Origin of the sequence: Streptomyces sp. NRRL S-244 (assembly GCF_000717915.1) — a bacterium.
Lineage (GTDB): Bacteria > Actinomycetota > Actinomycetes > Streptomycetales > Streptomycetaceae > Streptomyces.
In genome coordinates, this window is the sequence record NZ_JOCX01000048.1 from 1 (window position 1) to 21,734 (window position 21,734).

The following is a 21,734-nucleotide window of genomic DNA, read 5'->3' on the forward strand; positions in this document are numbered from 1 at the left end:
GAACCGGACCCCACCGCCCCGCCGGCCCCCGCCGAACCGTCCGCCGCCCCGCCGGCCCCCGCCGGCCCCGTGGCCCCGGCCGACCTCACCGCCGTGGCCCGCCGCGGCCACCCCGCCCCGCCCGACCCCGGCCTCACCGCCGCCGACACCGCCCTCATCAGCTACACCTCCGGCACCAGCGGCACCCCCAAGGGCGCCATGAACCCGCACGGCGCGCTCACCCACAACGCCGTCCGGCAGGTCACCGGACACCCGCTCCCCGAGGGCGCCACGTACTTCGCCCTCGCGCCCCTCTTCCACATCACCGGCATGGTCTGCGAGCTCGGCGCCTGCTTCGCCAACGCCGGCACCCTCGTCCTCGCCCACCGCTTCGACGCCGGCGTCGTCCTCGACGCCTTCCTGGCGCACCGCCCCGCCTACGCCGTCGGCCCGGCCACCGCCTTCATGGCCCTCGCCGCCCACCCCGAGGCCACCGCCGACCACTTCGCCTCGTTCCAGGTGCTCTCCTCCGGCGGCGCCCCGCTCCCGCCCGCGCTCGTCGAGCGCCTGCGCGCCGCCTTCGGCTTCTACCTGCGCAACGGCTACGGCCTCACCGAGTGCACCGCCCCCTGCGCCTCCGTGCCCGTACACCTCGAGGCCCCGGTGGACCCCGCCTCCGGCACCCTCTCCGTGGGCCTGCCCGGCGCCGACACGCTCGTACGGATCCTGGACGAGCAAGGGGCCGAGGTGCCCTTCGGCGAGAGCGGCGAGATCGCCGTCCGCGGACCCCAGGTCGTCCCCGGCTACTGGGGGCTGCCGGCGGACACGGCCAAGGCCTTCCCGGACGGGGAACTGCGCACCGGCGACGTCGGATTCATGGACGCGGACGGCTGGCTCTACGTCGTCGACCGCAAGAAGGACATGATCAACGCCTCCGGGTTCAAGGTCTGGCCCCGCGAGGTCGAGGACGTGCTCTACACCCACCCCGCCGTGCGCGAGGCGGCCGTGGTCGGCGTCCCGGACCCGTACCGGGGCGAGAGCGTGAAGGCGTACGTGAGCCTGCGCCCCGGCACCTCGGCGCGGCCCGAGGAGCTGTCCGCGTACTGCGCCGCCCGCATCGCCGCGTACAAGTACCCGCGCCAAGTCGAGATCCTGCCTGTCCTGCCGAAGACGACGAGTGGCAAGATCCTGCGACGGGAACTGCGCGACCGAGGCTGAAAACAGCCGTACGGTCGTACAGCCGCTCGCACAGCTGGTCGTACGGACCAGGGAACAGGGAAGGGAAGGTCAGCGCCATGGCTGCCAGGACCACGGAGCCCGAAGGCACGCACGAGACCCCGGTGCCGCAGCGGCTGCTGGCCGTCGCCACCCGGCTCTTCGCCGAGCGCGGCTACGACCGCACCTCCGTCCAGGAGATCGTCGAGGCCGCGGGGGTCACCAAGGGCGCGCTCTACCACTACTTCGGGTCCAAGGACGACCTGCTGCACGAGGTGTACGCGCGGATGCTGCGCCGCCAGCAGCAGCGCCTCGACGCGGTGGCCGATTCCGGCGCCCCGGTCGAGGAGCGGCTGCGCGCCGCGGCCGCCGACGTGGTGGTCACCACCATCGAGAACCTCGACGACGCGGCGATCTTCTTCCGGTCGATGCACCAGCTCAGTCCGGAGAAGTTCAAGCAGGTACGGGCGGAGCGCCGGCGCTACCACGAGCGGTTCCGGGCGCTGGTCGAGGAGGGCCAGCGCACCGGGGTGTTCTCCACCGCCACCCCCGCGGACCTGGTGGTGGACTACCACTTCGGGTCCGTCCACCACCTGTCCACCTGGTACCGGGCGGACGGTCCGCTCACGCCGCAGCAGGTCGCCGATCACCTCGCCGACCTGCTGCTGCGCGCCCTGCGTCCCTGAGGTCCCCAGGGACACCCCCCCTAGTACGTGATCTCCTCGCCGGCGGAGTTCCAGACCCGCGCGTAGCCCGGCTCGCTCCCCGGTATCCAGTTCGGCTCCAGGATCGACAGGCATCCCGGCTCGTGGCGGAACACCGGGGCGAGCTGCGGACCGGGACTGTAGTCCGGCCACGCGACGAGGAGGTGGTCCCCCGGATCGAGGACCACCTCCCAGGCGAGCGGTTCGAACCATACGGACAGCGGGTCGGGGCCTTCTGCAGCCACCTTGAAATGGATCACGACCCGGAGCGTACGGGGCCGTCGGCTACGGGGCGACCTTCAGGAGCTTGTTCGCCGTGCCCGCCGAGGGGTTGGTCACCGCGCCGCTCGTGGCCGCGGCCGTCAGCGCCGCGGCCGTCTGCGCCGGGGTCGCGGACGGGTGCCCGGCCAGGTAGACCGCCGCGGCTCCCACGACGTGCGGGGTGGCCATGGAGGTGCCCGAGATGGTCTTCGTGCCGGTGTCGCTGTCGTTCCAGTCGGACGTGATGTCCGAGCCCGGCGCGTACAGGTCCACCACGGAGCCGAAGTTCGAGAACGAGGACTGCTCGTCGTCGATGGTGCTCGACGCCACGGTGATCGCCTCCGGGACCCGCGAGGGCGAGCCCTGGCCGGCGTCGGCCGACTCGTTGCCCGCCGCCACCGCGAAGGTGACACCCGAGGCGATCGCCCGGCGCACCGCCTCGTCGAGGGCCTCGTCCGCGCCGCCGCCCAGGCTCATGTTGGCCACCGAGGGTCCCGAGTGGTGCTGGGTGACCCAGTCGATCCCAGCGACCACCTGCTCGGTCGTGCCGGAGCCGTTGTCGTCCAGCACCCGCACGGCGACCAGCTTCGCCTTCTTGGCGACACCGTGCGCGGTCCCGGCTATGGTGCCCGCGACGTGCGTGCCGTGGCCGTTGCCGTCGTCGGCCTTGTCATCGTTGTCCACCGCGTCGAAGCCGGACGTCGCGCGACCGCCGAAGTCCTTGTGGGTCGTGCGTATCCCGGTGTCGATGACGTACGCCGTCACGCCTTCGCCGGCGCTGTCGGGGTAGTTGTACTTCTTGTCGCCCGCCTTGGCCGTCTGGTCGATCCGGTCCAGACCCCATGAAGGCGGGTTGTCCTGCGTGGCCTTGATGGTGAACTTCTTGTTCTGCACGACCTTGCCGACGGCCGGGTCCGCCGCGAGCCGCTTGGCCTCGGTCTCGCTCATGCCCGAGGCCGAGAAGCCGTTGACCCCGGAGCTGTACGTGCGCTGGAGCTCGCCGCCGTACTTCTTGGCCAGCTGTTCCTTGTTCGCGGATGCGTCGAGGATGACGACGTAGCTACCGTTGATCGCACCGGGTGCGCCCAGTCCGTACACCGTGCCCTCGGCCGGTGTCGCCGCCCCCGCTAAGGGGCTGGCGACCAGGGCGACAGTGGCCGCGGCAGCGACCCCCGCGCCGATCGCCGCGTACCGGAAAGTGCGCGAGCGCTTGTGAGTTGCCATCTGGAGAGTTCTCCTCTTGCTGACGTGTGGGGCGTCAAACGTTCTGGAGAACCCTGTTCCGATTGACAGGCGCAAATCAAGAACGTACCGGCGGTTCGGGGTTGTTCAACAAGGTTTCTTAAAAGGCCCCCCGCACCGCCTTCACGTCGCACATGGGTTCGCGCGAACTCCTGCACGATTCCTACACGTTCACGAGCGGCCCGCGTACTTCTTCAGCTCCCGGTGCGCCAGCGAGCGCTGGTGCACCTCGTCCGGCCCGTCCGCGAGCCGCAACGTCCGTGCCGCCGCCCACAGTTCGGCCAGCGGGAAGTCCTGGCTCACCCCGCCCGCGCCGTGCAGCTGCACCGCGTCGTCCAGGATCCGCACCACCGCCCGCGGGGTCGCGATCTTGATGGCCTGGATCTCGGTGTGCGCGCCCCGGTTGCCGGCCGTGTCCATCAGCCAGGCGGTCTTCAGCACCAGCAGGCGCAGCTGCTCCACCGTGACCCGGGCGTCCGCGATCCAGTTCTGTACGACTCCCTGCGCGGCCAGCTCCTTGCCGAAGGCCGTACGGCCCACCGCGCGCCGGCACATCAGCTCGATGGCCCGCTCCGCCATGCCGATCAGCCGCATGCAGTGGTGGATCCGGCCCGGGCCGAGCCGGGCCTGGGCGATCGCGAAGCCGGTGCCCTCCTCGCCGATCAGGTTCGCGGCCGGCACCCGGGCCCCGTCGAAGACCACCTCGGCGTGGCCGCCGTGGTCGTGGTCCTCGTACCCGTACACGGTCATCGCGCGGCGCACCTCGACACCCGGGGTGTCGCGGGGGACCAGGATCATCGACTGCTGGCGGCGCGGATCGGCGCCTTCCGGGTCGGTCTTGCCCATCACGATGAAGATCTTGCAGTCCGGGTTCATGGCCCCGGAGATGAACCACTTGCGGCCGGTGACCACGTACTCGGACCCGTCCGCCGAACGCTCGATCCGGGTCTCGATGTTCGTCGCGTCCGAGGAGGCCACCTCCGGCTCGGTCATCGCGAAGGCGGACCGGATCTCGCCGGCCAGCAGCGGCTCCAGCCACTGCTTCTTCTGCTCCTCGCTGCCGAACTGCGCGAGCAGCTCCATGTTCCCGGTGTCCGGGGCCGCGCAGTTGGTCGCCATCGGCGCCAGGTGCGGGCTGCGGCCGGTGATCTCGGCGAGCGGGGCGTACTGGAGGTTGGTCAGCCCGGCGCCGTACCCGGCATCCGGCAAGAAGAGGTTCCACAGGCCCTGACGGCGCGCCTCGGCCTTCAGTTCACCGAAGACGGCCGGGGTGTCCCAGGGCGAGGCCAGCCGCGCGCGCTGCTCGGCGGCGACGGGTTCCGCCGGGTACACGTACTCGTCCATGAACGCGAGGAGCCGCTCGCGGAGTTCCTCGGTCCGTGCGTCGAATGCGAAGTCCATGGGTGTGTCTCAGCCTTCCTGGCCGTTCCGGAACGTACGGGGGGCTTGGAGCGTGGTCAGGCCGTGCTCGATGAAGACCGGGACCAGATCGCCGATCCGGTCGAAGCCCGCGCCCACCGTCTGCCCGAGCGTGTAGCGGTAGTGGATGCCCTCGAGGATCACCGCGAGCTTGAACCAGGCGAAGGCGGTGTACCAGGCGATCGCGCCGGTGTCCCGGCCGGAGCGGGCGGCGTACCGCTCGATCAGCTCGGCCGGCGCCGGGTGGCCGGGCGCGCCGCTCGTCGTGCTGACCGGCGAATCCGCCAGCCCCAGGTCCGAGCTGTACATCACCAGCAGCCCGAGGTCGGTCAGCGGATCGCCGAGCGTGGACATCTCCCAGTCCAGCACTGCCCGGATCGTGTCGTCCGGACCGCCGATCAGCACGTTGTCCAGCCGGAAGTCCCCGTGCACCACGGTCGGGGCGGGGGAGTCGGGCAGGGAGCGGCCGAGCGCGGCGTGCAGCTCGTCGATGCCCGCGAGCTCGCGCCCCCGCGAGGCGTCGAGCTGCTTGCCCCAGCGCCGCAGCTGGCGGTCGAGGAAGCCCTCGGGCCGGCCGAAGTCGCCCAGGCCCACCGCCTCCGGATCCACCGCGTGCAGCTCGACCAGGGTGTCCACCAGGCCCAGCACCGCCCGCCGGGTGCGCTCGGGGCCGAGCTCCGCGAGCTGGTCGGCCGTCCGGTACGGGACCCCGTCCACGTACTCCATCACGTAGAACGGCGCCCCGAGGACCGACTCGTCCTCGCACAGGAGCACCGGCTCGGGCACCGGCACGGCCGTGCCGTGCAGCGCCCGGATGACCCGGTGCTCGCGCTTCATGTCGTGCGCCGTGGCCAGGACATGGCCGAGCGGCGGACGTCGCACCACCCAGCGGCCGGTCCCGTCGGTGATCTCGTACGTGAGGTTCGACCGGCCTCCTTCGATCAGCCGGCCGCGCAGCGCCCCGGCCACGAGCCCGGGCCGCGCCCGGGCGAGATGGCCGCGCAGCCGCTCCAGGTCGAGGCCCCGGGGGCCGGCCGAAGCGGACTCTGACGCTGAGGTCATGGTGCGCACCTCCGTACGGAGTGAACGAGACGGGACGGACGAGTGACATCATGCCGACCAGTCGGTATGTCGTCCAGTGCGCGGGCCGGACGAGTACGGGCAAACGAGTGCGGCCGAACGGACACGGGCGAACGGGCACGGGCAAACGAATGCGGGCCGGAGGGGATCCCCCGGCCCGCACCGCCGGCTCACGCGTGACAGAGGATCGGCGTCCCGCCGTTCATCACGGTCATGTCCTGGAGCACCGCCAGTATGTTCAGCGGAGCCCCCTCCGGTTCCCCGGCCAGCTCCGCGTACGCCCGGTGCAGGTTCGCCACCAGCCGCTCGCTCTCCCGCCAGGCCGCGAACTCGCCGAGATCGGCCTGCCGCGCCGCCTCCAGCGGGGTCAGCCCCTTGGCCGTGCCCTCGCGGGCCAGCTCGGCCACGTACCGCAGATAGCGCTCGGTGGCCTCGTACGCGGACGGGTCCGTCAGCGGCCCGTGGCCCGGTACGACGGTCTCCGCGCCCAGCGAGCGCAGCAGCTCCAGCGCCCGCAGCGAACCGGTCAGCGAGCCCATCGCCAGGAACGGCGTGCCCTCGGCGAAGACCAGGTCGCCGGTGAAGACGATCCGCTGCCGCGGCAGGAACACGATCGAGTCCCCGGTGGTGTGCGCGACGCCCGGGTGGATGACCTGGACCTCCGTCTCGCCGAGGTGGAGGGTCGTCCGGTCGTTGTACGTGAGGTCCGGCGCGGTGATCTCGACCGAGCCGAAGTCGGTGGTGGGCCAGATCAGCTCCAGCTGGTGCCCGGCCGCGATCTGCTCGGTGCGCGCGTTGTCGTGCCCGAGGATCAGCGCCTCGGGGGCGAAGACGGCGTTGCCGTACGTGTGGTCGCCGTGGTGGTGGGTGTTGACCACCGTGCGCGGCAGCGGCACCCCGGCCGCCACGACCGCCTCGCGCAGGGCCAGGGCCCGCCGCTCGGTGGCCGCGGTGTCGATGAGCAGGGTCCGGCCGCCGTCGGTCACGAAGCCGGCGTTGTTCAGGCACCAGCCGCCGTCCGGCTGGACGTACGCGTACACCCCGGTCGCGGGCTGGACGAGGTACGGCTCTTCAGCGGTCATGAATGCTCTCCCCGGGTCGCTCTGACAAGCGGTCAGCATCCTGCCAGTCGCGGCGGCGCCGGGGGAGGGCGGGGGCCGGCCGGTCGGCGGGTCGGTCACCCGGCCGGCCGGTGGTGCCTCCGGCCACGGTCAGTGGTCGTCGTAGTGGCCGTCGTGCTCGGCGTGCCGGTGCCCGTCGTGCACGTAGTCCACGTGGTCTCCGTGCTGCACGGCCTCGTGCCCGCAGGCCGGCCCGTGGGCGTGGCCCTCGTGGCCCTCGTGGGCGGCGTGCCCCGCGGGCTCGCACTCGTCCCAGTGCCCCGCGTGCTCGCGGTGCAGATGGCCGTCGTGCGCGTAGTCGACGTGGTCCCCGTGGGACACCTCGGTGTGGCCGCAGTCGGGGCCGTGGGTGTGCGCGTGCGTGGAGTGTTCCCGGTGCATGGTCGTCATGGCGCCGAGGCTAGTGCGGAACATCCCTTATCGCCTGTTGTGTCCCGAGCGGCACGCATAAGCAGGATCATCCGATCGGCAGCTCAGAGGATGACCGCCACCGCGAACACCGACAGCGCCACCGTGCACGCCACCGCCGCCAGCGCCGACCGCGGAGCGAGCCCCGGCGGCCGGGCCGCCGCCAGCTGCCGCACCCGGCGGTGCGCGACCCCCAGGAACGCCAGCCAGATCAGCGCGATCAGCGCGGCCCCGACCACCTCCACCGGCGAGCCCGACCCGCGCAGCGCCGTCCGCAGCGCCAGCACCGCCGTCACCGAGCACGCCAGCGTCGTACGCCGCCACGCGAGCCGGGTCCGCTCGGGCTGCAGCCCCGCGTCGCGGCCCGCCCCACCGGAGGCCTTCACCGCCCGCTTGTCCAGCCCAGCAGCACCACCAGCATCATCGACACCGCGACCAGCCCCACGCCCAGGCTCAGCACCACCGGGAACCGGGAGATCGGCAGGTCCTCGCCCCGCCGCATCGCCCGCTCGCACCGCACCCAGTGGTTCACCGCCCGCAGCGCACACGCGGCGCCCACCGCGAGCAGCGCGAGGGACATCCCGACCCGCACCCCCCAGCGCAGGTCCGGCAGGAACTGGTCCACCGCGAACCCGCCGCCCACCAGGGCGAGGGCGGTCCGGATCCAGGCCAGGAAGGTCCGCTCGTTGGCCAGCGAGAACCGGTAGTCGGGGGTCTCGCCCTCGTCCCTCACCCGCTGCGGCGCGAACCAGAGGCGCACGTCCTTGACGAAGTCGATCACCTGGTCAATCTACTGGCGGGACCCCCGGTGCGCGCGCAGTCGCCGGTACGCCTCCAGCCCGTCCGGCACCCACTCCCACTCCCCGTCCGCGACCCGCGCCGCCAGTTCCTCCTCGGAGAGCCACGCGTGCCAGGCCACCTCCGACTCCTGCGGCCGCACCGGCAGCTCGCAGCGCACCTCGTGCACGTACGACCACCAGGCCCCGCCCGGCCCCTCGTACAGGAACTTGAACAGCGGCACCGGCTGCGCCAGCCCCGCCACGCCCAGCTCCTCCTCGGCCTCCCGCAGCGCGGCCCCGGCGTAGCTCTCGCCGGCGCCCACCACCCCGCCCACGAACATGTCGTAGGCGGACGGGAAGACCAGCTTCGACGCCGTCCGCCGGTGCACGAAGATCCGCCCCAGCGCGTCCCTGGCCTGTACGAACACGCACCGGTGGAGCAGCCCGCCCGCGTACACCTCGCCCCGCGGCGCCCGCCCGGTCACCCGGTCGTCCCGGTCCACCACGTCCAGCACTTCATCAGCAGCACTCACGAGGCTCATCCAACCACCGCTGTTGACTGGTTACCGCTCCGTAGCCAAGGATCTGCCCCACCACCGACCGGAGGACGGGTTCGCAATGACGTACGACGCAGACGTGATCGTGATCGGGGCGGGGCTCGCCGGCCTCGCGGCCACCGCCGAGCTCGTCGACGCGGGCCGCAAGGTCATCCTGCTCGACCAGGAGCCCGAGCAGTCGATCGGCGGCCAGGCGCACTGGTCCTTCGGCGGGCTGTTCTTCGTCGACTCGCCCGAACAGCGGCGGATGCGGATCAAGGACAACCGCGAGCTCGCCCTCCAGGACTGGCACGGCACCGCCGGTTTCGACCGCGAGGAAGACGCCTGGCCGCGCCGCTGGGCCGAGGCGTACGTCGACTTCGCGGCCGGTGAGAAGCGGCCCTGGCTGCACGCCCAGGGCGTCCGCTTCTTCCCGGTGGTCGGCTGGGCCGAACGCGGTGGCTACGACGCCAACGGCCACGGCAACTCCGTCCCCCGCTTCCACATCACCTGGGGCACCGGGCCGGGCCTCGTCGCCCCCTTCGAGCGGCGGGTCCGCGCCGGGGTGGCCCGCGGCCTGGTCCAGCTCCGCTTCCGCCACCGGGTCACGGGGCTCGCCCGGACCGCCGGCGCCCTGGACACCGTGACGGGCGAGGTCCTGGAGCCCTCCGACGCCGTACGGGGCACCGCGAGCGGCCGCGGGAGCACCGGGGCCTTCTCCCTCCGGGCCCAGGCGGTGATCGTGACCAGCGGCGGCATCGGCGGCAACCACGACCTCGTACGCAAGCAGTGGCCGGCCCGGCTCGGCACCCCGCCGCAGCGGCTGCTCTCCGGGGTCCCGGCGCACGTGGACGGCCTGATGCTCGGCATCGCGGAGGAGGCCGGGGCCAGCCACATCAACAAGGACCGGATGTGGCACTACACCGAGGGCATCGAGAACTGGGACCCGATCTGGGCCGGGCACGGCATCCGCATCCTGCCCGGCCCGTCCTCGCTCTGGCTGGACGCCACCGGCAAGCGGCTGCCCGTACCGCTCTTCCCCGGGTTCGACACCCTCGGCACCCTCGACCACATCATGAAGACCGGCCACGACCACACCTGGTTCGTCCTCAACCAGCGCATCATCGGCAAGGAGTTCGGCCTCTCGGGCTCCGAGCAGAACCCGGACCTGACCGGCAAGTCGGTCCGCGACGTCATCGACCGGGCGCGCCAAGCCGTACCGGGGCCGGTGAAGGCCTTCATGGACCGCGGCGCGGACTTCGTCGTCGAACGCGACCTCGCCTCGCTGGTGCGCGGCATGAACGCGGTCACCAAGGAGGACCTGCTCGACGAGGAGACCGTCCGCCGGGAGGTCGTGGCCCGGGACCGGGAGATCGCCAACCCCTTCACCAAGGACCTCCAGGTGACGGCCATCCACGGAGCCCGCAAGTACCTCGGCGACAAGCTGATCCGCACCGCCGCCCCGCACCGGATCCTCGACCCGAAGGCGGGCCCGCTGATCGCCGTACGGCTGTCCGTCCTGACCCGCAAGTCCCTGGGCGGCCTGGAGACCGACCTGTCCTCCCGGGTCCTCACCGGGTCGGGCGAACCGCTGCCCGGCCTGTACGCGGCGGGCGAGGCGGCCGGCTTCGGCGGCGGCGGGGTCCACGGCTACCGCGCCCTGGAGGGCACCTTCCTCGGCGGCTGCATCTTCTCGGGCCGCGCGGCGGGCCGCGCCGCGGCCAAGGCGGTGGGCTAGCGGCCGAGGCGGTGGGCCAGGCCGTCCCCGGCCGCGGTCGAGGCGGGCGCCCGACGACCCGGAAGCGTTCCGCGACGACCAGCGCGTCGTCGGCCACCGTGGGCTCCGGGTCGCCGGGCGCTTCGCCCGCCGCAGCGGCCGCGAACGAGTGGAAACGCGCCAACTGTCCCCACATCTGCACCAGTTGAAACGCGCCACGCAGTGGACTGGACCTTGACGCGGAGCTGTGCGTACCGCTTTGCTGTGCGTGATCATCCAGCCAAACCGTCCGCCCGCGCCCGTGTTCTGGAGGGAATCCCGCGGATGTCCCCGCCTCCGCCGCCCCTCGGCCGCGCCCGCAAGCGGGACGCCCAGCTCTTCGATCCGGCGCTGTGCGACACCGAACTGGTCGACGTACGCGCCCAGTTCACCCAGGGCCGGTGGGCCAAGGCCCGCTCGCTCCTGGTCGCCACCGGCGACGACTGGGACCGCCGCGGCCACCGCCTCGTCGTCCTCGCCGAGACCCCGGCCGCCACCGCCTGGGCCCGCGAATGGCTCCTCGCCGAACCCGAGAGCCCCGACGCCGCCACCCTCCTCGCCTGCGCCGCCGTCTTCACCGCCCTGCGCCGCAAGGGCACCCCCGAGGCCGCCGACGAGGCCTGCCGCCGGGCCGCCGCCCTGCTCCCGGCCGACCCCACCCCCTGGCTGGGGCTGCTCATGCTCACCCGGGCCTTCGGCAGCGAGGAGGAGTTCAGCCGCCACTTCGACCAGGTCCGGGCCCGCCACCGCGAGCACCACCACGCCCACCACCTGATGGTCGCCAAGCTGGCCGAACACACCCCCGCCTCCGGCCACGACCCGCTCCACGAGGTCTACGACTTCGCCGCCTGGGCCGCCGAGGAGTCCCCGGCCGACTCCCCGCTCGCCGTCCTCCCGGTCATCGCCCACGCCGAGCGCTACCGGGTGCTCGCCGCCACCCAGGGCCGCACCCCCGACGGGGCCGCCGCCCACTGGTCGAGCCGCCGCGCCCGCCAGGTCCTGCGCTCCGCCTTCGACTGGTGGCTGGAGTGGGAGCGCGAGGACCACCCCCGCAACCGGGTCGACCTCAACTTCCTGGCCCACGCCAAGCTCTGCGAGGGCCGCCCGGCCGAGGCCGCCGCCCTCTTCCACCGCATCGGCAGCCACGCCACGCCCGCCCCCTGGTCCTATCCCGACCTCGACCCGCACAAGGCCTTCCTCGCCGCCCGCAGCGCCGCGCTCGGCACGGCCTGACGCGGCGGGGCCGCACAGCACCCCCGCTCCGCACCCCCGTACAGCACCTCCGCTCCGTACGACCCACCCCCGACCTTCCCCGAAAGGACACCCCGCCATGGCGACGGGCAGATCCACCACGCTCAGCACCGCGCCCGAGATCCGCACCTACAAGGGCCAGGACCGCGCCCTGCGCGCCGACCGCCTCGGCACCGCCGGCCTGCTGCTCTCCGTACTCGCCGCCAGCGCGCCCCTGATGGTGGTCGCCGGCGTGATGCCCACCACCTTCGGCGTCATGGGCATCGTCGGCCAGCCCCTGCTGTTCGTGATCCTCGGCGTCGTGCTCGCGCTCTTCAGCATCGGCTACGCCGAGATGAGCCGGCACGTCCACAACGCCGGCGCCTTCTACGCGTACATCGCCCGCGGCCTCGGCCCCACCGCGGGCGCCGGCGCCTCGCTCGTCGCCCTCGTCGCGTACAGCGCCATGCAGGTCGGTGTCTACGGCATCCTCGGCTTCGAGATCTCCGGCCTGTTCGGCACGTACCTCCACACCGACCTCGCCTGGTGGATACCGGCCCTGGCGGCCGTCGCCGTCACCGGCGCGCTCGGCTGGCTCAAGATCGACCTCAACGCCAAGGTCCTCGGCGTCCTCCTCCTCATCGAGGTCGTCCTCGTCGTCGTCTTCGACGTCGCGGCGCTCGGCAAGCCCGGCGCCGAGGGCATCTCGCTCCAGGCCTTCAACCCCGAGACCCTGAGCGGACCCGGCCTCGGCACGGCCCTGTGCTTCTGCATCGCCGCCTTCGTCGGCTTCGAGCAGTCCCCGGTCTACGCCGAGGAGACCAGCAAGCCCCACATCGTCGTCTCCCGCGTGATGTTCCTGGCCGTCGGCTTCGTCGCCCTCTTCTTCGCGTTCAGCGCCTGGGCCCTCACCGTGGCCACCGGTCCCTCCGAGATCGCCAAGACCTCCGCGGAAGCCGGCCCCGGCCTGCTCTTCCAGCTCACCGAGAGCCGCCTGGGCACCACCTTCACCGACGTCCTGCACGTCCTCTTCGTGACCGGCATGTTCGCCGCCATGCTCAGCTTCCACAACGTGGTGGCCCGCTACGCCTTCGCCATGGGCCGCGAGGGGCTGCTCCCGGCCGCCTTCGGCCGGACCAGCGCGGGCACCGGCGCCCCCGCCACCGGCTCGCTCCTCCAGACCGTCGTCTCCACCCTCGTCGTCCTCGCCTTCGCCCTCACCGACGACAAGCCGGCCGGGGACCCCACCACCCCCGTCCTGCACCTGTTCACCTGGATGGGCAACGTCGGCGCCCTCGGCGTGACCCTCCTCATGGCGGCCGCCTCCTTCGCCGTCATCGCCTTCTTCGTCCGCCGCGGCACCGCCGGCGCCCAGGTCTGGCGGCTCGTCGCGGCCGGCGCCGCCGGGATCGCCCTGCTCGCCATCGCCGTCTACACGGTGAAGGACTTCGACGTCCTGGTCGGCGCCGAGAAGGGCTCCGCGCTCAGCTGGGTCCTGCCCGGGATCATCGGCGCCGCCATCGTGGGCGGGCTGCTGTACGGCGCGGTGCTGCGCAGCCGCCGCCCCGAGGTGCACGCCCGCATCGGCCTCGGGAACGAGGCCTTCCGCCTCGACCAGGCGGCGGAGGCCGGCCCCCGCGACTGACCCCCCGCGAATACCCCGCTCCGCCTCGCTTTCCAGCTCGTACGAAGCCCCCGGCGCCCGTTTCCATGGTCGCCGGGGGCTTCCGCGTGGGGAGCCCGGGTTTTGGCCATGGCAGGGGCTCATGGTCTCCTGGGGCGACAAAAACCACCGGAACCCCGCACAGGTGACACCACCCAGCTCCCCTGCACGGCGGTCCGGGCCTGCCGTCCCACCCACGAAGGCGAAGTCCTACATGAGTGACCGCACCTTGACCGAGGCCCCCGCCCCGGCGTCCTCCCGCCACGTCGACGCCGGTGACGAGGGCTACAGCAAGGACCTCAAGTCCCGCCACATCAACATGATCGCGATCGGCGGGGCGATAGGCACCGGCCTGTTCCTCGGCGCCGGCGGCCGGCTCGCCAACGCGGGCCCCTCTCTCGCGATCGCCTACGCGGTGTGCGGCATCTTCGCCTTCTTCGTCGTCCGCGCCCTCGGCGAGCTGGTGCTCTACCGGCCCTCCTCCGGCGCGTTCGTCTCCTACGCGCGCGAGTTCATGGGGGAGAAGGGCGCCTACACGGCCGGCTGGCTGTACTTCCTGAACTGGTCCACGACCACCGTGGCCGACATCACCGCCGCCGCGACCTACGCCCACTTCTGGTCCATGTTCACCAGCGTCCCCCAGTGGATCCTGGCCCTGATCGCCCTCGCCGTGGTCCTCACCGCGAACCTGATCTCGGTGAAGTACTTCGGCGAGATGGAGTTCTGGTTCTCCCTCGTCAAGGTCGCCGCCCTGGGCATCTTCCTGCTCGTCGGCATCTACCTCGTCGCCACCAGCCACGACATCGGCGGCCACACCCCGGGCCTCTCCTCGATCACCGACAACGGCGGCATCTTCCCGTCCGGCATGCTCCCGATGCTCCTGCTGCTCCAGGGCGTCGTCTTCGCGTACGCCTCCGTCGAGCTGTGCGGAGTCGCCGCGGGCGAGACCGAGAACCCCGAGAAGATCATGCCGAAGGCGATCAACTCGATCATGTGGCGCGTGGGCCTCTTCTACGTCGGCTCGGTGATCCTGCTCGCGCTGCTGCTCCCGTACACCTCGTACTCCTCCGACCAGAGCCCCTTCGTCACCGTCTTCGACAAGCTGGGCATCCCCGGCGCCGCCGGCGTCATGAACCTGGTCGTCCTGACCGCGGCGCTCTCCAGCCTGAACTCCGGGCTCTACTCCACCGGCCGCATCCTGCGCTCGATGGCCATGTCCGGCTCCGCGCCGAAGTTCACCGCCCGCATGAACAAGGGCAAGGTCCCCTACGGCGGCGTGCTCTTCACCGCCGCCTTCGGCCTCGCCGGCGTCGGCCTGAACTACCTGATGCCGAAGGACGCCTTCGAGCTCGTCCTGAACTTCGCCTCGCTGGGCATCCTCGGCACCTGGGGCATGGTCATGATCTGCTCGCTCTTCTTCTGGCGCCGCGCGCAGCAGGGCAGCCTGGAGCGCCCGTCCTACCGCCTGCCCTGGGCCCCGTACACGCAGATCGTCACGCTGGTGTTCCTGGTCGCCGTGCTGGTCCTGATGTGGTGCGACGGCGGCGTCGGCCGCACCACCGTCCTGTGCGTCCCCGTCATCGGGGCCGCGCTCGTCGGCGGCTGGTTCCTGGTCCGCGGCCGCGTGGCGGAGATCGCCGCGAACCGCTGACGGCACCCCGGCCGCGTACCGAACGAAGAAGGACCCCGCCCTCGGGCGGGGTCCTTCTCGTTGCCGTGAGGCCGTGGATCAGGCCTTCTTGACCACGCTGGACTTCAGCTGCATGGCACCGAAGCCCTCGATCCTGCAGTCGATGTCGTGGCCGTCCACGCCGTCGATGAGCCGGATGTTGCGCACCTTCGTGCCCGCCTTGATCCCGGACGGGCTGCCCTTGACCTTGAGCGCCTTGACCACGGTCACGCTGTCGCCGTCGCTGAGCACATTGCCCACCGCGTCCTTGACGACCTTCTCCCCGGAACCCTCCCCGGCCTGGGCACCGCCCTCGGCGGGAACCCATTCGTGGCCGCACTCGGGGCACACCACGAGGGCGTTCATCTCGTAGGTGTACTCGCAGGAGCATTTCGGGCAGGGCGGCAGGTTCTCGATCACGCCTTCAGGGTAGCCCGACGCGGAAAGCCCCCGAAACGCCGAAAACCCCACCGAAGTGGGGTTCTCGCTCTGTGTCCGAGGGGGGACTTGAACCCCCACGCCCGATAAAGGGCACTAGCACCTCAAGCTAGCGCGTCTGCCATTCCGCCACCCGGACAAGGTGTCTGTCTCGCGTCCCTCGCGGGCCGTTCCGACGTGGAAAACATTACCAAACATTCCGGGGTCCTCGATCACACCCCCCGGCGGCCGAGGATCGCCCTTGGGGAGAGCCGGGCGAAGCGGGAGGATGGGAGGCAGTCGGTACCGATCAGTGGGAGGAAGCAGCGTGAGCGAGTCGAGCGCGGGCAGGACCGTCTCGGGCGAGGACGAGGTCGTCGACCTCTGCCGGGACCTCATCCGGATCGACACCAGCAACTACGGGGACCACTGCGGTCCCGGGGAGCGCAAGGCGGCCGAGTGGGTCGCGGAGAAGCTCGCGGAGGTCGGGCTGGAGCCGCAGATCTTCGAGTCCCACAAGGGGCGCGCCTCGACCGTCGCGCGCATCGAGGGGGAGGACCCGTCGCGGCCGGCGCTGCTGATCCACGGGCACACCGACGTGGTCCCGGCCAACGCCGCCGACTGGACGCACGACCCGTTCTCGGGCGAGATCGCCGACGGCTGCGTGTGGGGCCGCGGCGCCGTCGACATGAAGGACATGGACGCGATGACGCTGGCCGTCGTACGCGACCGGCTGCGCAGCGGCCGCAAGCCCCCGCGGGACATCGTGCTGGCCTTCCTCGCCGACGAGGAGGCGGGCGGCGTGTTCGGCGCCCGGCACCTCGTGGACAAGCACCCCGGGCTCTTCGACGGGGTCACCGAGGCGATCGGCGAGGTCGGCGGCTTCTCGTTCACCGTCAACGAGAACCTGCGGCTGTACCTGGTGGAGACCGCCCAGAAGGGCATGCACTGGATGCGGCTCACGGTGGAGGGCACCGCGGGCCACGGCTCGATGACGAACAACGACAACGCCATCACGGAGCTGTGCGAGGCCGTCGGCCGGCTCGGCCGCCACCAGTGGCCGGTGAGGGTCACCAAGACCGTACGGAGCTTCCTGGACGAGCTCTCGGACGCGCTCGGCACGCCGCTCGACCCGGACGACATGGACGCGACCCTGGCCAAGCTCGGCGGCATCGCCAAGATGGTCGGCGCGACCCTGCGGAACTCGGCCGCCCCGACCATGCTCGGCGCCGGCTACAAGGTCAACGTCATCCCCGGCCAGGCCACCGCGCACGTCGACGGCCGCTTCCTGCCCGGCTACGAGGACGAGTTCTTCGCCGACCTCGACCGGATCCTCGGGCCGCGCGTGAAGCGCGAGGATGTGCACGGGGACAAGGCCCTGGAGACGGATTTCGACGGGAAGCTCGTCGACGCCATGCAGGGCGCCCTCAGGGCCGAGGACCCGATCGCGCGCGCGGTCCCCTACATGCTCTCCGGCGGCACGGACGCGAAGTCCTTCGACGACCTCGGCATCCGCTGCTTCGGCTTCGCGCCGCTCCAGCTGCCGCCGGAGCTGGACTTCGCCGGGATGTTCCACGGAGTGGACGAGCGGGTGCCGGTCGACGGGCTGAAGTTCGGCGTGCGCGTGCTGGACCGATTCATCGACAACTGCTGAGAATCGGGAAGGTGTGCGTTTCTCACTGGGAAGAGTGAATGCACTCATACGCTCGTAGCCCTGGTGATGCCTCCTCGTTACAGGTGGTGCGGTCCGCGGCTGGGACCGCATTGCCAACTAGGAGGAACTCATGCTTAAGAAGGTTGTCGCCGCTGCGGCTGCCACCGGTGGTCTGGTTCTCGCGGGTGCGGGCATCGCCGCCGCCGACGCGGGTGCGCAGGGTGCGGCCATCGGCTCCCCGGGCGTCCTGTCCGGCAACGTCGTCCAGGTCCCCGTCCACGTTCCCGTGAACGTCTGCGGTAACACGGTCAACGTGATCGGCCTGCTGAACCCGGCTTTCGGCAACACCTGCGTCAACGCCTGACGCGTCTGAAGTCTTGGGCCCCGGAGCGCATTTCAGCGCTCCGGGGCCGCCGGGCTTTCAAGGCCCGGCGGTTCTTACACGCAGGGGGACAAACACAATGCGACGACAGGCAGCGGTCACCAGGAAGACCCTGATCACCATGGCGGCGGCGGGGGGTGTGCTCGCGCTGGGTGGGGGTTACGCACACGCGGACTCCGGCACGTCCGGCCATGCCGTGAACTCTCCGGGCGTGGCGTCCGGGAACTCCGACCACGTACCCGTGGATGCTCCGGTGAACGTCTGCGGCAACACCGTCTCGGTGGTGGGGCTGCTCAACCCGGCCTTCGGGAACCGGTGTTCCAACGACTCGGCCACGCCGAACCACCCCGGTCACCCGGGCAACCCCGGCACTCCCGGTCACCCGGGCACTCCCGGTCACCCGGGCAACCCCGGCCACCCGGGCGGGCCCGAGGAGCCGGACGAGCCGTGCGACGAGGACGAACCGCAGCACCCGGGCCACCCCGGGTACCCCGGCAACCCGGGCACGCCCGGCCACCCGGGGACTCCGGGCCACCCCGGCCACCCGGGGACTCCGGGTCAGCCCGGCAACCCCGGCACCCCGGGCAACCCCGGCACGCCCGGCCAGCCCGGCACTCCGGGTACGCCCGGCAACCCCGGCCAGCCCGGCAACCCGGGCACGCCCGGCCAGCCCGGCAACCCCGGTCAGCCGGGAACTCCCGGTACTCCGGCTACGCCTGGGCTTCCCGGTGCGCCCACCGGGCCCGGCACGGGCGGTGTCACTCCCGTCACCCACCCCGGCCAGGGGATCGCGCCGGCCCAACAGGCCGGGCTCGCCGCCACCGGTGCGGGAGACGTCCTCGGAGTGGGCCTTCCGCTCGCCGCCGGCACGCTGCTGGCCGGAGCCGTGCTCTACCGGCGCGCCCGCAGCGCGGCCTGACGGGCGGAGGCCGTACGGCGCGGGCCCCGATCAGGGGCCCGCGTCATCCGTCCTGCGACACCCGTCCCGTGTCACCAGGTGGCGCGGACCTGACGGATGATCCTCCGGCGCAGCCGTACCCGACGACTGCCGTCCCGAAGCAGGGTGAGGCGGTCGAGTTCCCAGTTCCCGTACTCGGCATGGTCGGTGAGCAGGCGGGTCGCCTCCTTGCGGGGCACACCGCGGGGCACGTACACGTCGACAAATTCGTATTCCGGCATCGCATCTATTGTGCGGGCAGAGCCCTGCTACGGATAGCGTCTGCACTATGTCTGATGCCGCTCTGCCCAGTGTTGCCGAGGTACGCGCCGCCGCCGAGGCGGTCAAGGCCGCACTCGACCGCCACCTCGCCGCGGTCGAGAGCAGGATCGGGGACGAGGACCCGGCCGTCTACGCCGCCTTCAACGAACTCGCCGCCGCCGCCGAGGAGTACGACGAGCTCCTCTACGACCGGTACGACGAGGTCACCCCGTTCGAGATCCCCACGCCCGAGGACGGTGTCCCGTACACCGGACCCGCCGAGCCGGCCGCCTTCAGCGTGCTCATCCGCCGTGACTACGCCGTCGTCGAACCGCCGCGGCTGATCGCCCAGGCCGAGCGCGTCGCCGCGCACGACCGGGAAGCCGAGCTCGCCTTCGACGGCGGTACCGCGGGCGCGCTGGGCGTGCTCTTCGGGGAGTACGAGCCCGACGAGATCGCCTCCCGCTACAAGGAGTTCGGCCTGGAGGAAGGCGACTCCACGCTCTGGATCGCGGCCTCCGAGGAGGTGGCGGAACCGGGGGAGTGGCTGGGCTCGCCCTTCGGGCACACCGATCCGCAGGACGTACTGCACCGCTTCGACGTCAGCTCCGTCTTCGACGAGGAGGCCGACGATTTCGACGAGGACGAGGACGAGGACGAGGAAGAAGAAGAGGCCGCGGACGGCCGGGCGGCGCGGCCCGGCCTGACCCCGGCCTGATCCCGGTCCGCACGAGCGACACCGCGGCCCCCGTCCCCGAAGGGGCGGGGGCCGCAGTGCGTGCGGATCACCGCGGCGTCACTCCGGCTGGTCCTGCGCCGCCGCCACGAGGGCCCGCAGCAGGCCCGTCAGCCGGGTCGTACGCGGCTTCGGCAGTACCTCGGCGACCGCGCGCGGCAGCGCCTGGTCGACGCCGTGCACCACGGACAGGTGGCGCTCCGCCCGCCCGAACGCCGTGTACACCCAGTCCCGGGACAGGGCCTGCGCCGCGTCTCCGGGCAGCACGACGACCGCGGCCGGCCAGCGCGCGCCGACGGCCTGGTGCGCCGTCACCGCCCAGCCGTGCCGCACCTGCGACTCCACCTGCTCCTTCGGTACGACGATCCGCGCGCCGCCGGCGTCCAGGTGGAGCCCCTGCGCGTCGGCCGACACGACCCGGGCCGGTACGGCCCGCCCGGGCGAGGGCACGTGCACGACGCGGTCGCCGGGGTCGAAGCCGCCGAACCGGCCGGGGCCGGGGTTCAGCCGCTCCTTGAGGGCTGCGTTCAGCGCCCTCGTGCCCGCCGGGCCGCCGTGGCCCGGGGTGATGACCTGGACCGCGTCCGCCGGGATCCCGAAGGCCCGCGGTACGGACTCGGCCACCAGCTGCACGGCGCGGTGGACGGCCTCCCCGGCATCGCGCACCGGGACGATGACGACCTCCTTGCCGGGGGCGTCGACCTGGTTCAGCTCGCCGACGCCGATGCCCGAGACGAGCTCGCCGATCGGGCCCGGGTCGGGGGTGCGGGAGACCAGCTGCGGGCAGGAGCGGGCCGCCAGTACATCGCCGAACACCCGGCCGGGACCGGCCGATCCGAGGACGCCGGGGTCCCCGGAGAGCACCAGGCGGGCCCCGTCGGGGAGGGACTCGACGAGCGCGGCCGCGGTCTCCACGTCCAGCTGCGGGGCGTCGAGGACCACGAGCAGGTCCACGGCGAACTGCCCGTCGGCGTCCCGGCCGGGCCCGGCGGCGCCGGAGAGCAGGTCCGCTACGGTGACGGCGCCGTGCGCCGGGGTGTGCGCGGCCAGGCAGACGCGCAGGCCCTGGTCGCGGGCGGCCGCCAGCAGGGCCAGCGGTTCGGCGCGGGCGGCCTCGCCGCCGGTGTGGGTGACCAGGCCGTGGCCGGAGACGGCGCGGATCAGCTCGGCGCCGGGGCCGGTGGCGGCCTTCTCCCAGTCCGCCGGGTCGGTGAAGGTGTTGGCCAGCCGGGCCAGGCCGTCGGCCAGGCTCTCCTCGGCCAGCGCGTAGCCCTCCAGGCCGACGAGCACGCGGACGGGCTGCTCCTCGCCTTCGGCGGCGGGCGGGCCGAGCGGCTCCTGGAACACGAGGACGGTGCCCTCGCCGATGGCCTGCTCCAGGGACTCGGCGGGGTCCGGGACGCCGTACTGGGCCAGGGCGGCTTCGAGGGCGGGGGCCTCCAGGGCGGTGTGCCCCTTGAGCGCGGCCTGCTCCAGCAGCCAGCCCACGAGCGCGGCGGCACGCCGCTCGTCGCCGGGACCGGCGTCGGGGCCGAGGAGGGCCCGGGCGAAGCCGTCGGCCTGGGTGGGGCGGACGCCGGCGACGGCGAGGAGCCGCCAGGGGTCGTGGGCGAGCCGCTCGGCGGCGTCCTCGCCGAGGGCGGTGGCGGCCGCGACGGCCAGCGCCTCGGGCGCGCCGCCGCGGGCGAGTACGGCGCGCACGCCGTCGATGCCGGCGGCGGTCGGGGCCGGGGCCTGGGCGGCGGGCCGCACGGGGCGGGGGGCCGCGGGCGCCTCCGGGGCCCTGCGGGGGGCGGTGGGGGCCTCGTCGAAGTACACCGGGGAGGGCTTCTCCCCGCTCTCCACGGCCCGTACGGCGGCCAGCAGGTCGGCGGCCTTCCCGCTGAGCTTGGCTCCGGCGTCGACGGGCCCCTGCCGCTCCGCCTTCCGGCGGGCGATCCGCTCCCGCTCCACCTTCTGCGCGGCCAGCTCGGCGGCGGCCTCACTGACCGCCGGCTGCGCGGCCCCCGGCTCCGCAGCCCCCTGCGCGGTGCCGTCCTCGCCCTCGGGCGCGTCGTCTGCGGTTTCCGCCGCCGGGTCCTGCGCTGTGCCGTCCTCGGCCTCCGGCCCGTCGGGTGCGTCGTGTGCGGCCTCGGCCGCCGGCTCCTGCGCCGTGTCACCGGCGTCCTCCGAAGCGCCGGGTGCGGTCGCATCGGAGTGGGTGGGCCGGGCGGCGGTGTCCGTCCCTGCGGGGCTTTCCCCCACCCCGCCCCTTCCCGAAACCGGGGGCTCCGCCCCCGGCCCCC

General features: G+C 72.7%; 22 protein-coding genes and 1 tRNA gene. 10 read left to right on the top strand and 13 right to left on the bottom strand.

The window, feature by feature from the left end; translation table 11 throughout:
• Together IF02_RS0131385 and IF02_RS0131390 are read left to right on the top strand one after the other, a co-directional pair.
• Window positions 1-1,197: class I adenylate-forming enzyme family protein (locus IF02_RS0131385; protein ID WP_051696674.1), on the top strand; the 1,197-nt coding region annotated here is incomplete at its 5' end.
• A gap of 77 nt (window positions 1,198-1,274) precedes the next feature.
• Window positions 1,275-1,880, top strand: coding sequence for a TetR/AcrR family transcriptional regulator (locus IF02_RS0131390; RefSeq protein ID WP_030163051.1), 606 nt, complete (start codon window positions 1,275-1,277; stop codon window positions 1,878-1,880).
• A 20-nt stretch (window positions 1,881-1,900) separates the two neighbouring features.
• On the opposite strand, the gene IF02_RS0131395 is transcribed toward IF02_RS0131390, so the two are convergent.
• From IF02_RS0131395 to IF02_RS0131435, 9 genes are all read right to left on the bottom strand, one after another.
• Window positions 1,901-2,158 (bottom strand): hypothetical protein, encoded by a 258-nt coding sequence (locus IF02_RS0131395; protein WP_030163053.1) that lies wholly within the window; start codon window positions 2,156-2,158, stop codon window positions 1,901-1,903.
• A gap of 25 nt (window positions 2,159-2,183) precedes the next feature.
• Window positions 2,184-3,383 (bottom strand): S8 family peptidase, encoded by a 1,200-nt coding sequence (locus IF02_RS0131400; RefSeq protein ID WP_030163055.1) that lies wholly within the window; start codon window positions 3,381-3,383, stop codon window positions 2,184-2,186.
• Between the two features lie 189 nt (window positions 3,384-3,572).
• Complete coding sequence (locus IF02_RS0131405; RefSeq protein WP_030163057.1) at window positions 3,573-4,802, bottom strand: acyl-CoA dehydrogenase family protein; 1,230 nt, start codon at window positions 4,800-4,802, stop codon at window positions 3,573-3,575.
• A 9-nt stretch (window positions 4,803-4,811) separates the two neighbouring features.
• Complete coding sequence (locus IF02_RS0131410) at window positions 4,812-5,882, bottom strand: phosphotransferase family protein (protein WP_051696675.1); 1,071 nt, start codon at window positions 5,880-5,882, stop codon at window positions 4,812-4,814.
• 188 nt (window positions 5,883-6,070) lie between these two features.
• Window positions 6,071-6,982, bottom strand: coding sequence for an MBL fold metallo-hydrolase (locus IF02_RS0131415; RefSeq protein ID WP_030163062.1), 912 nt, complete (start codon window positions 6,980-6,982; stop codon window positions 6,071-6,073).
• 129 nt (window positions 6,983-7,111) lie between these two features.
• Complete coding sequence (locus IF02_RS0131420; protein ID WP_030163063.1) at window positions 7,112-7,411, bottom strand: hypothetical protein; 300 nt, start codon at window positions 7,409-7,411, stop codon at window positions 7,112-7,114.
• 83 nt (window positions 7,412-7,494) lie between these two features.
• Window positions 7,495-7,815, bottom strand: coding sequence for a DUF202 domain-containing protein (locus IF02_RS0131425; protein WP_030163065.1), 321 nt, complete (start codon window positions 7,813-7,815; stop codon window positions 7,495-7,497).
• Window positions 7,812-8,210: a YidH family protein gene (locus IF02_RS0131430; protein ID WP_030163067.1), complete on the bottom strand. Its 399-nt coding sequence runs from the start codon at window positions 8,208-8,210 to the stop codon at window positions 7,812-7,814. The genes IF02_RS0131425 and IF02_RS0131430 overlap by 4 nt, the downstream gene beginning before the upstream one ends.
• 9 nt (window positions 8,211-8,219) lie before the next feature.
• Window positions 8,220-8,750 carry an NUDIX hydrolase gene (locus IF02_RS0131435; RefSeq protein WP_030163070.1) on the bottom strand — a complete coding sequence of 177 codons (531 nt, stop codon included), beginning with the start codon at window positions 8,748-8,750 and terminating at the stop codon, window positions 8,220-8,222.
• A 76-nt stretch (window positions 8,751-8,826) separates the two neighbouring features.
• On the opposite strand from IF02_RS0131435, the gene IF02_RS0131440 reads away from it, so the two are divergent.
• The 4 genes from IF02_RS0131440 (at window position 8,827) to IF02_RS0131455 (ending at window position 15,044) form a co-directional block, all read left to right on the top strand.
• Complete coding sequence (locus tag IF02_RS0131440; protein WP_030163073.1) at window positions 8,827-10,482, top strand: FAD-binding dehydrogenase; 1,656 nt, start codon at window positions 8,827-8,829, stop codon at window positions 10,480-10,482.
• Between the two features lie 303 nt (window positions 10,483-10,785).
• Window positions 10,786-11,733 carry a hypothetical protein gene (locus tag IF02_RS0131445; protein WP_030163075.1) on the top strand — a complete coding sequence of 316 codons (948 nt, stop codon included), beginning with the start codon at window positions 10,786-10,788 and terminating at the stop codon, window positions 11,731-11,733.
• Between the two features lie 97 nt (window positions 11,734-11,830).
• Complete coding sequence (locus tag IF02_RS0131450) at window positions 11,831-13,375, top strand: APC family permease (RefSeq protein WP_030163077.1); 1,545 nt, start codon at window positions 11,831-11,833, stop codon at window positions 13,373-13,375.
• A 232-nt stretch (window positions 13,376-13,607) separates the two neighbouring features.
• Window positions 13,608-15,044, top strand: coding sequence for an amino acid permease (locus IF02_RS0131455; protein WP_030163079.1), 1,437 nt, complete (start codon window positions 13,608-13,610; stop codon window positions 15,042-15,044).
• A gap of 78 nt (window positions 15,045-15,122) precedes the next feature.
• Here IF02_RS0131455 and IF02_RS0131460 read toward each other — a convergent pair whose 3' ends face one another.
• Window positions 15,123-15,482 carry a zinc ribbon domain-containing protein YjdM gene (locus IF02_RS0131460; RefSeq protein ID WP_030163080.1) on the bottom strand — a complete coding sequence of 120 codons (360 nt, stop codon included), beginning with the start codon at window positions 15,480-15,482 and terminating at the stop codon, window positions 15,123-15,125.
• A gap of 72 nt (window positions 15,483-15,554) precedes the next feature.
• Window positions 15,555-15,639: transfer RNA gene (locus IF02_RS0131465), tRNA-Leu, on the bottom strand.
• Window positions 15,640-15,807: 168 nt separating this feature from the next.
• Here IF02_RS0131465 and IF02_RS0131470 point away from each other — a divergent pair.
• The 3 genes from IF02_RS0131470 to IF02_RS36160 all read left to right on the top strand — a co-directional run bounded on the left by IF02_RS0131470 (window position 15,808) and on the right by IF02_RS36160 (window position 18,434).
• Window positions 15,808-17,133: a M20/M25/M40 family metallo-hydrolase gene (locus IF02_RS0131470; RefSeq protein WP_030163082.1), complete on the top strand. Its 1,326-nt coding sequence runs from the start codon at window positions 15,808-15,810 to the stop codon at window positions 17,131-17,133.
• Window positions 17,134-17,263: 130 nt separating this feature from the next.
• A complete protein-coding gene (gene chpH, locus IF02_RS0131475) occupies window positions 17,264-17,497 on the top strand; it encodes a chaplin ChpH (RefSeq protein ID WP_030163084.1) in 234 nt (77 codons plus the stop codon).
• A gap of 97 nt (window positions 17,498-17,594) precedes the next feature.
• Entirely contained in the window at window positions 17,595-18,434 is an 840-nt protein-coding gene (locus IF02_RS36160) for a chaplin (protein WP_051696676.1), read from the top strand.
• 71 nt (window positions 18,435-18,505) lie between these two features.
• On the opposite strand, the gene IF02_RS0131485 is transcribed toward IF02_RS36160, so the two are convergent.
• Complete coding sequence (locus IF02_RS0131485; RefSeq protein WP_030163089.1) at window positions 18,506-18,694, bottom strand: DUF5703 family protein; 189 nt, start codon at window positions 18,692-18,694, stop codon at window positions 18,506-18,508.
• A gap of 47 nt (window positions 18,695-18,741) precedes the next feature.
• On the opposite strand from IF02_RS0131485, the gene IF02_RS0131490 reads away from it, so the two are divergent.
• The gene (locus IF02_RS0131490; RefSeq protein WP_037837500.1) at window positions 18,742-19,431 is read left to right on the top strand and encodes a hypothetical protein; all 690 of its coding nucleotides are present in this window, start codon (window positions 18,742-18,744) and stop codon (window positions 19,429-19,431) included.
• A 78-nt stretch (window positions 19,432-19,509) separates the two neighbouring features.
• Here the strand turns inward: IF02_RS0131490 and IF02_RS32815 are convergent, their stop codons facing one another.
• Entirely contained in the window at window positions 19,510-21,693 is a 2,184-nt protein-coding gene (locus IF02_RS32815) for a helix-hairpin-helix domain-containing protein (RefSeq protein ID WP_051696677.1), read from the bottom strand.
• Window positions 21,694-21,734 lie beyond the last annotated feature (41 nt).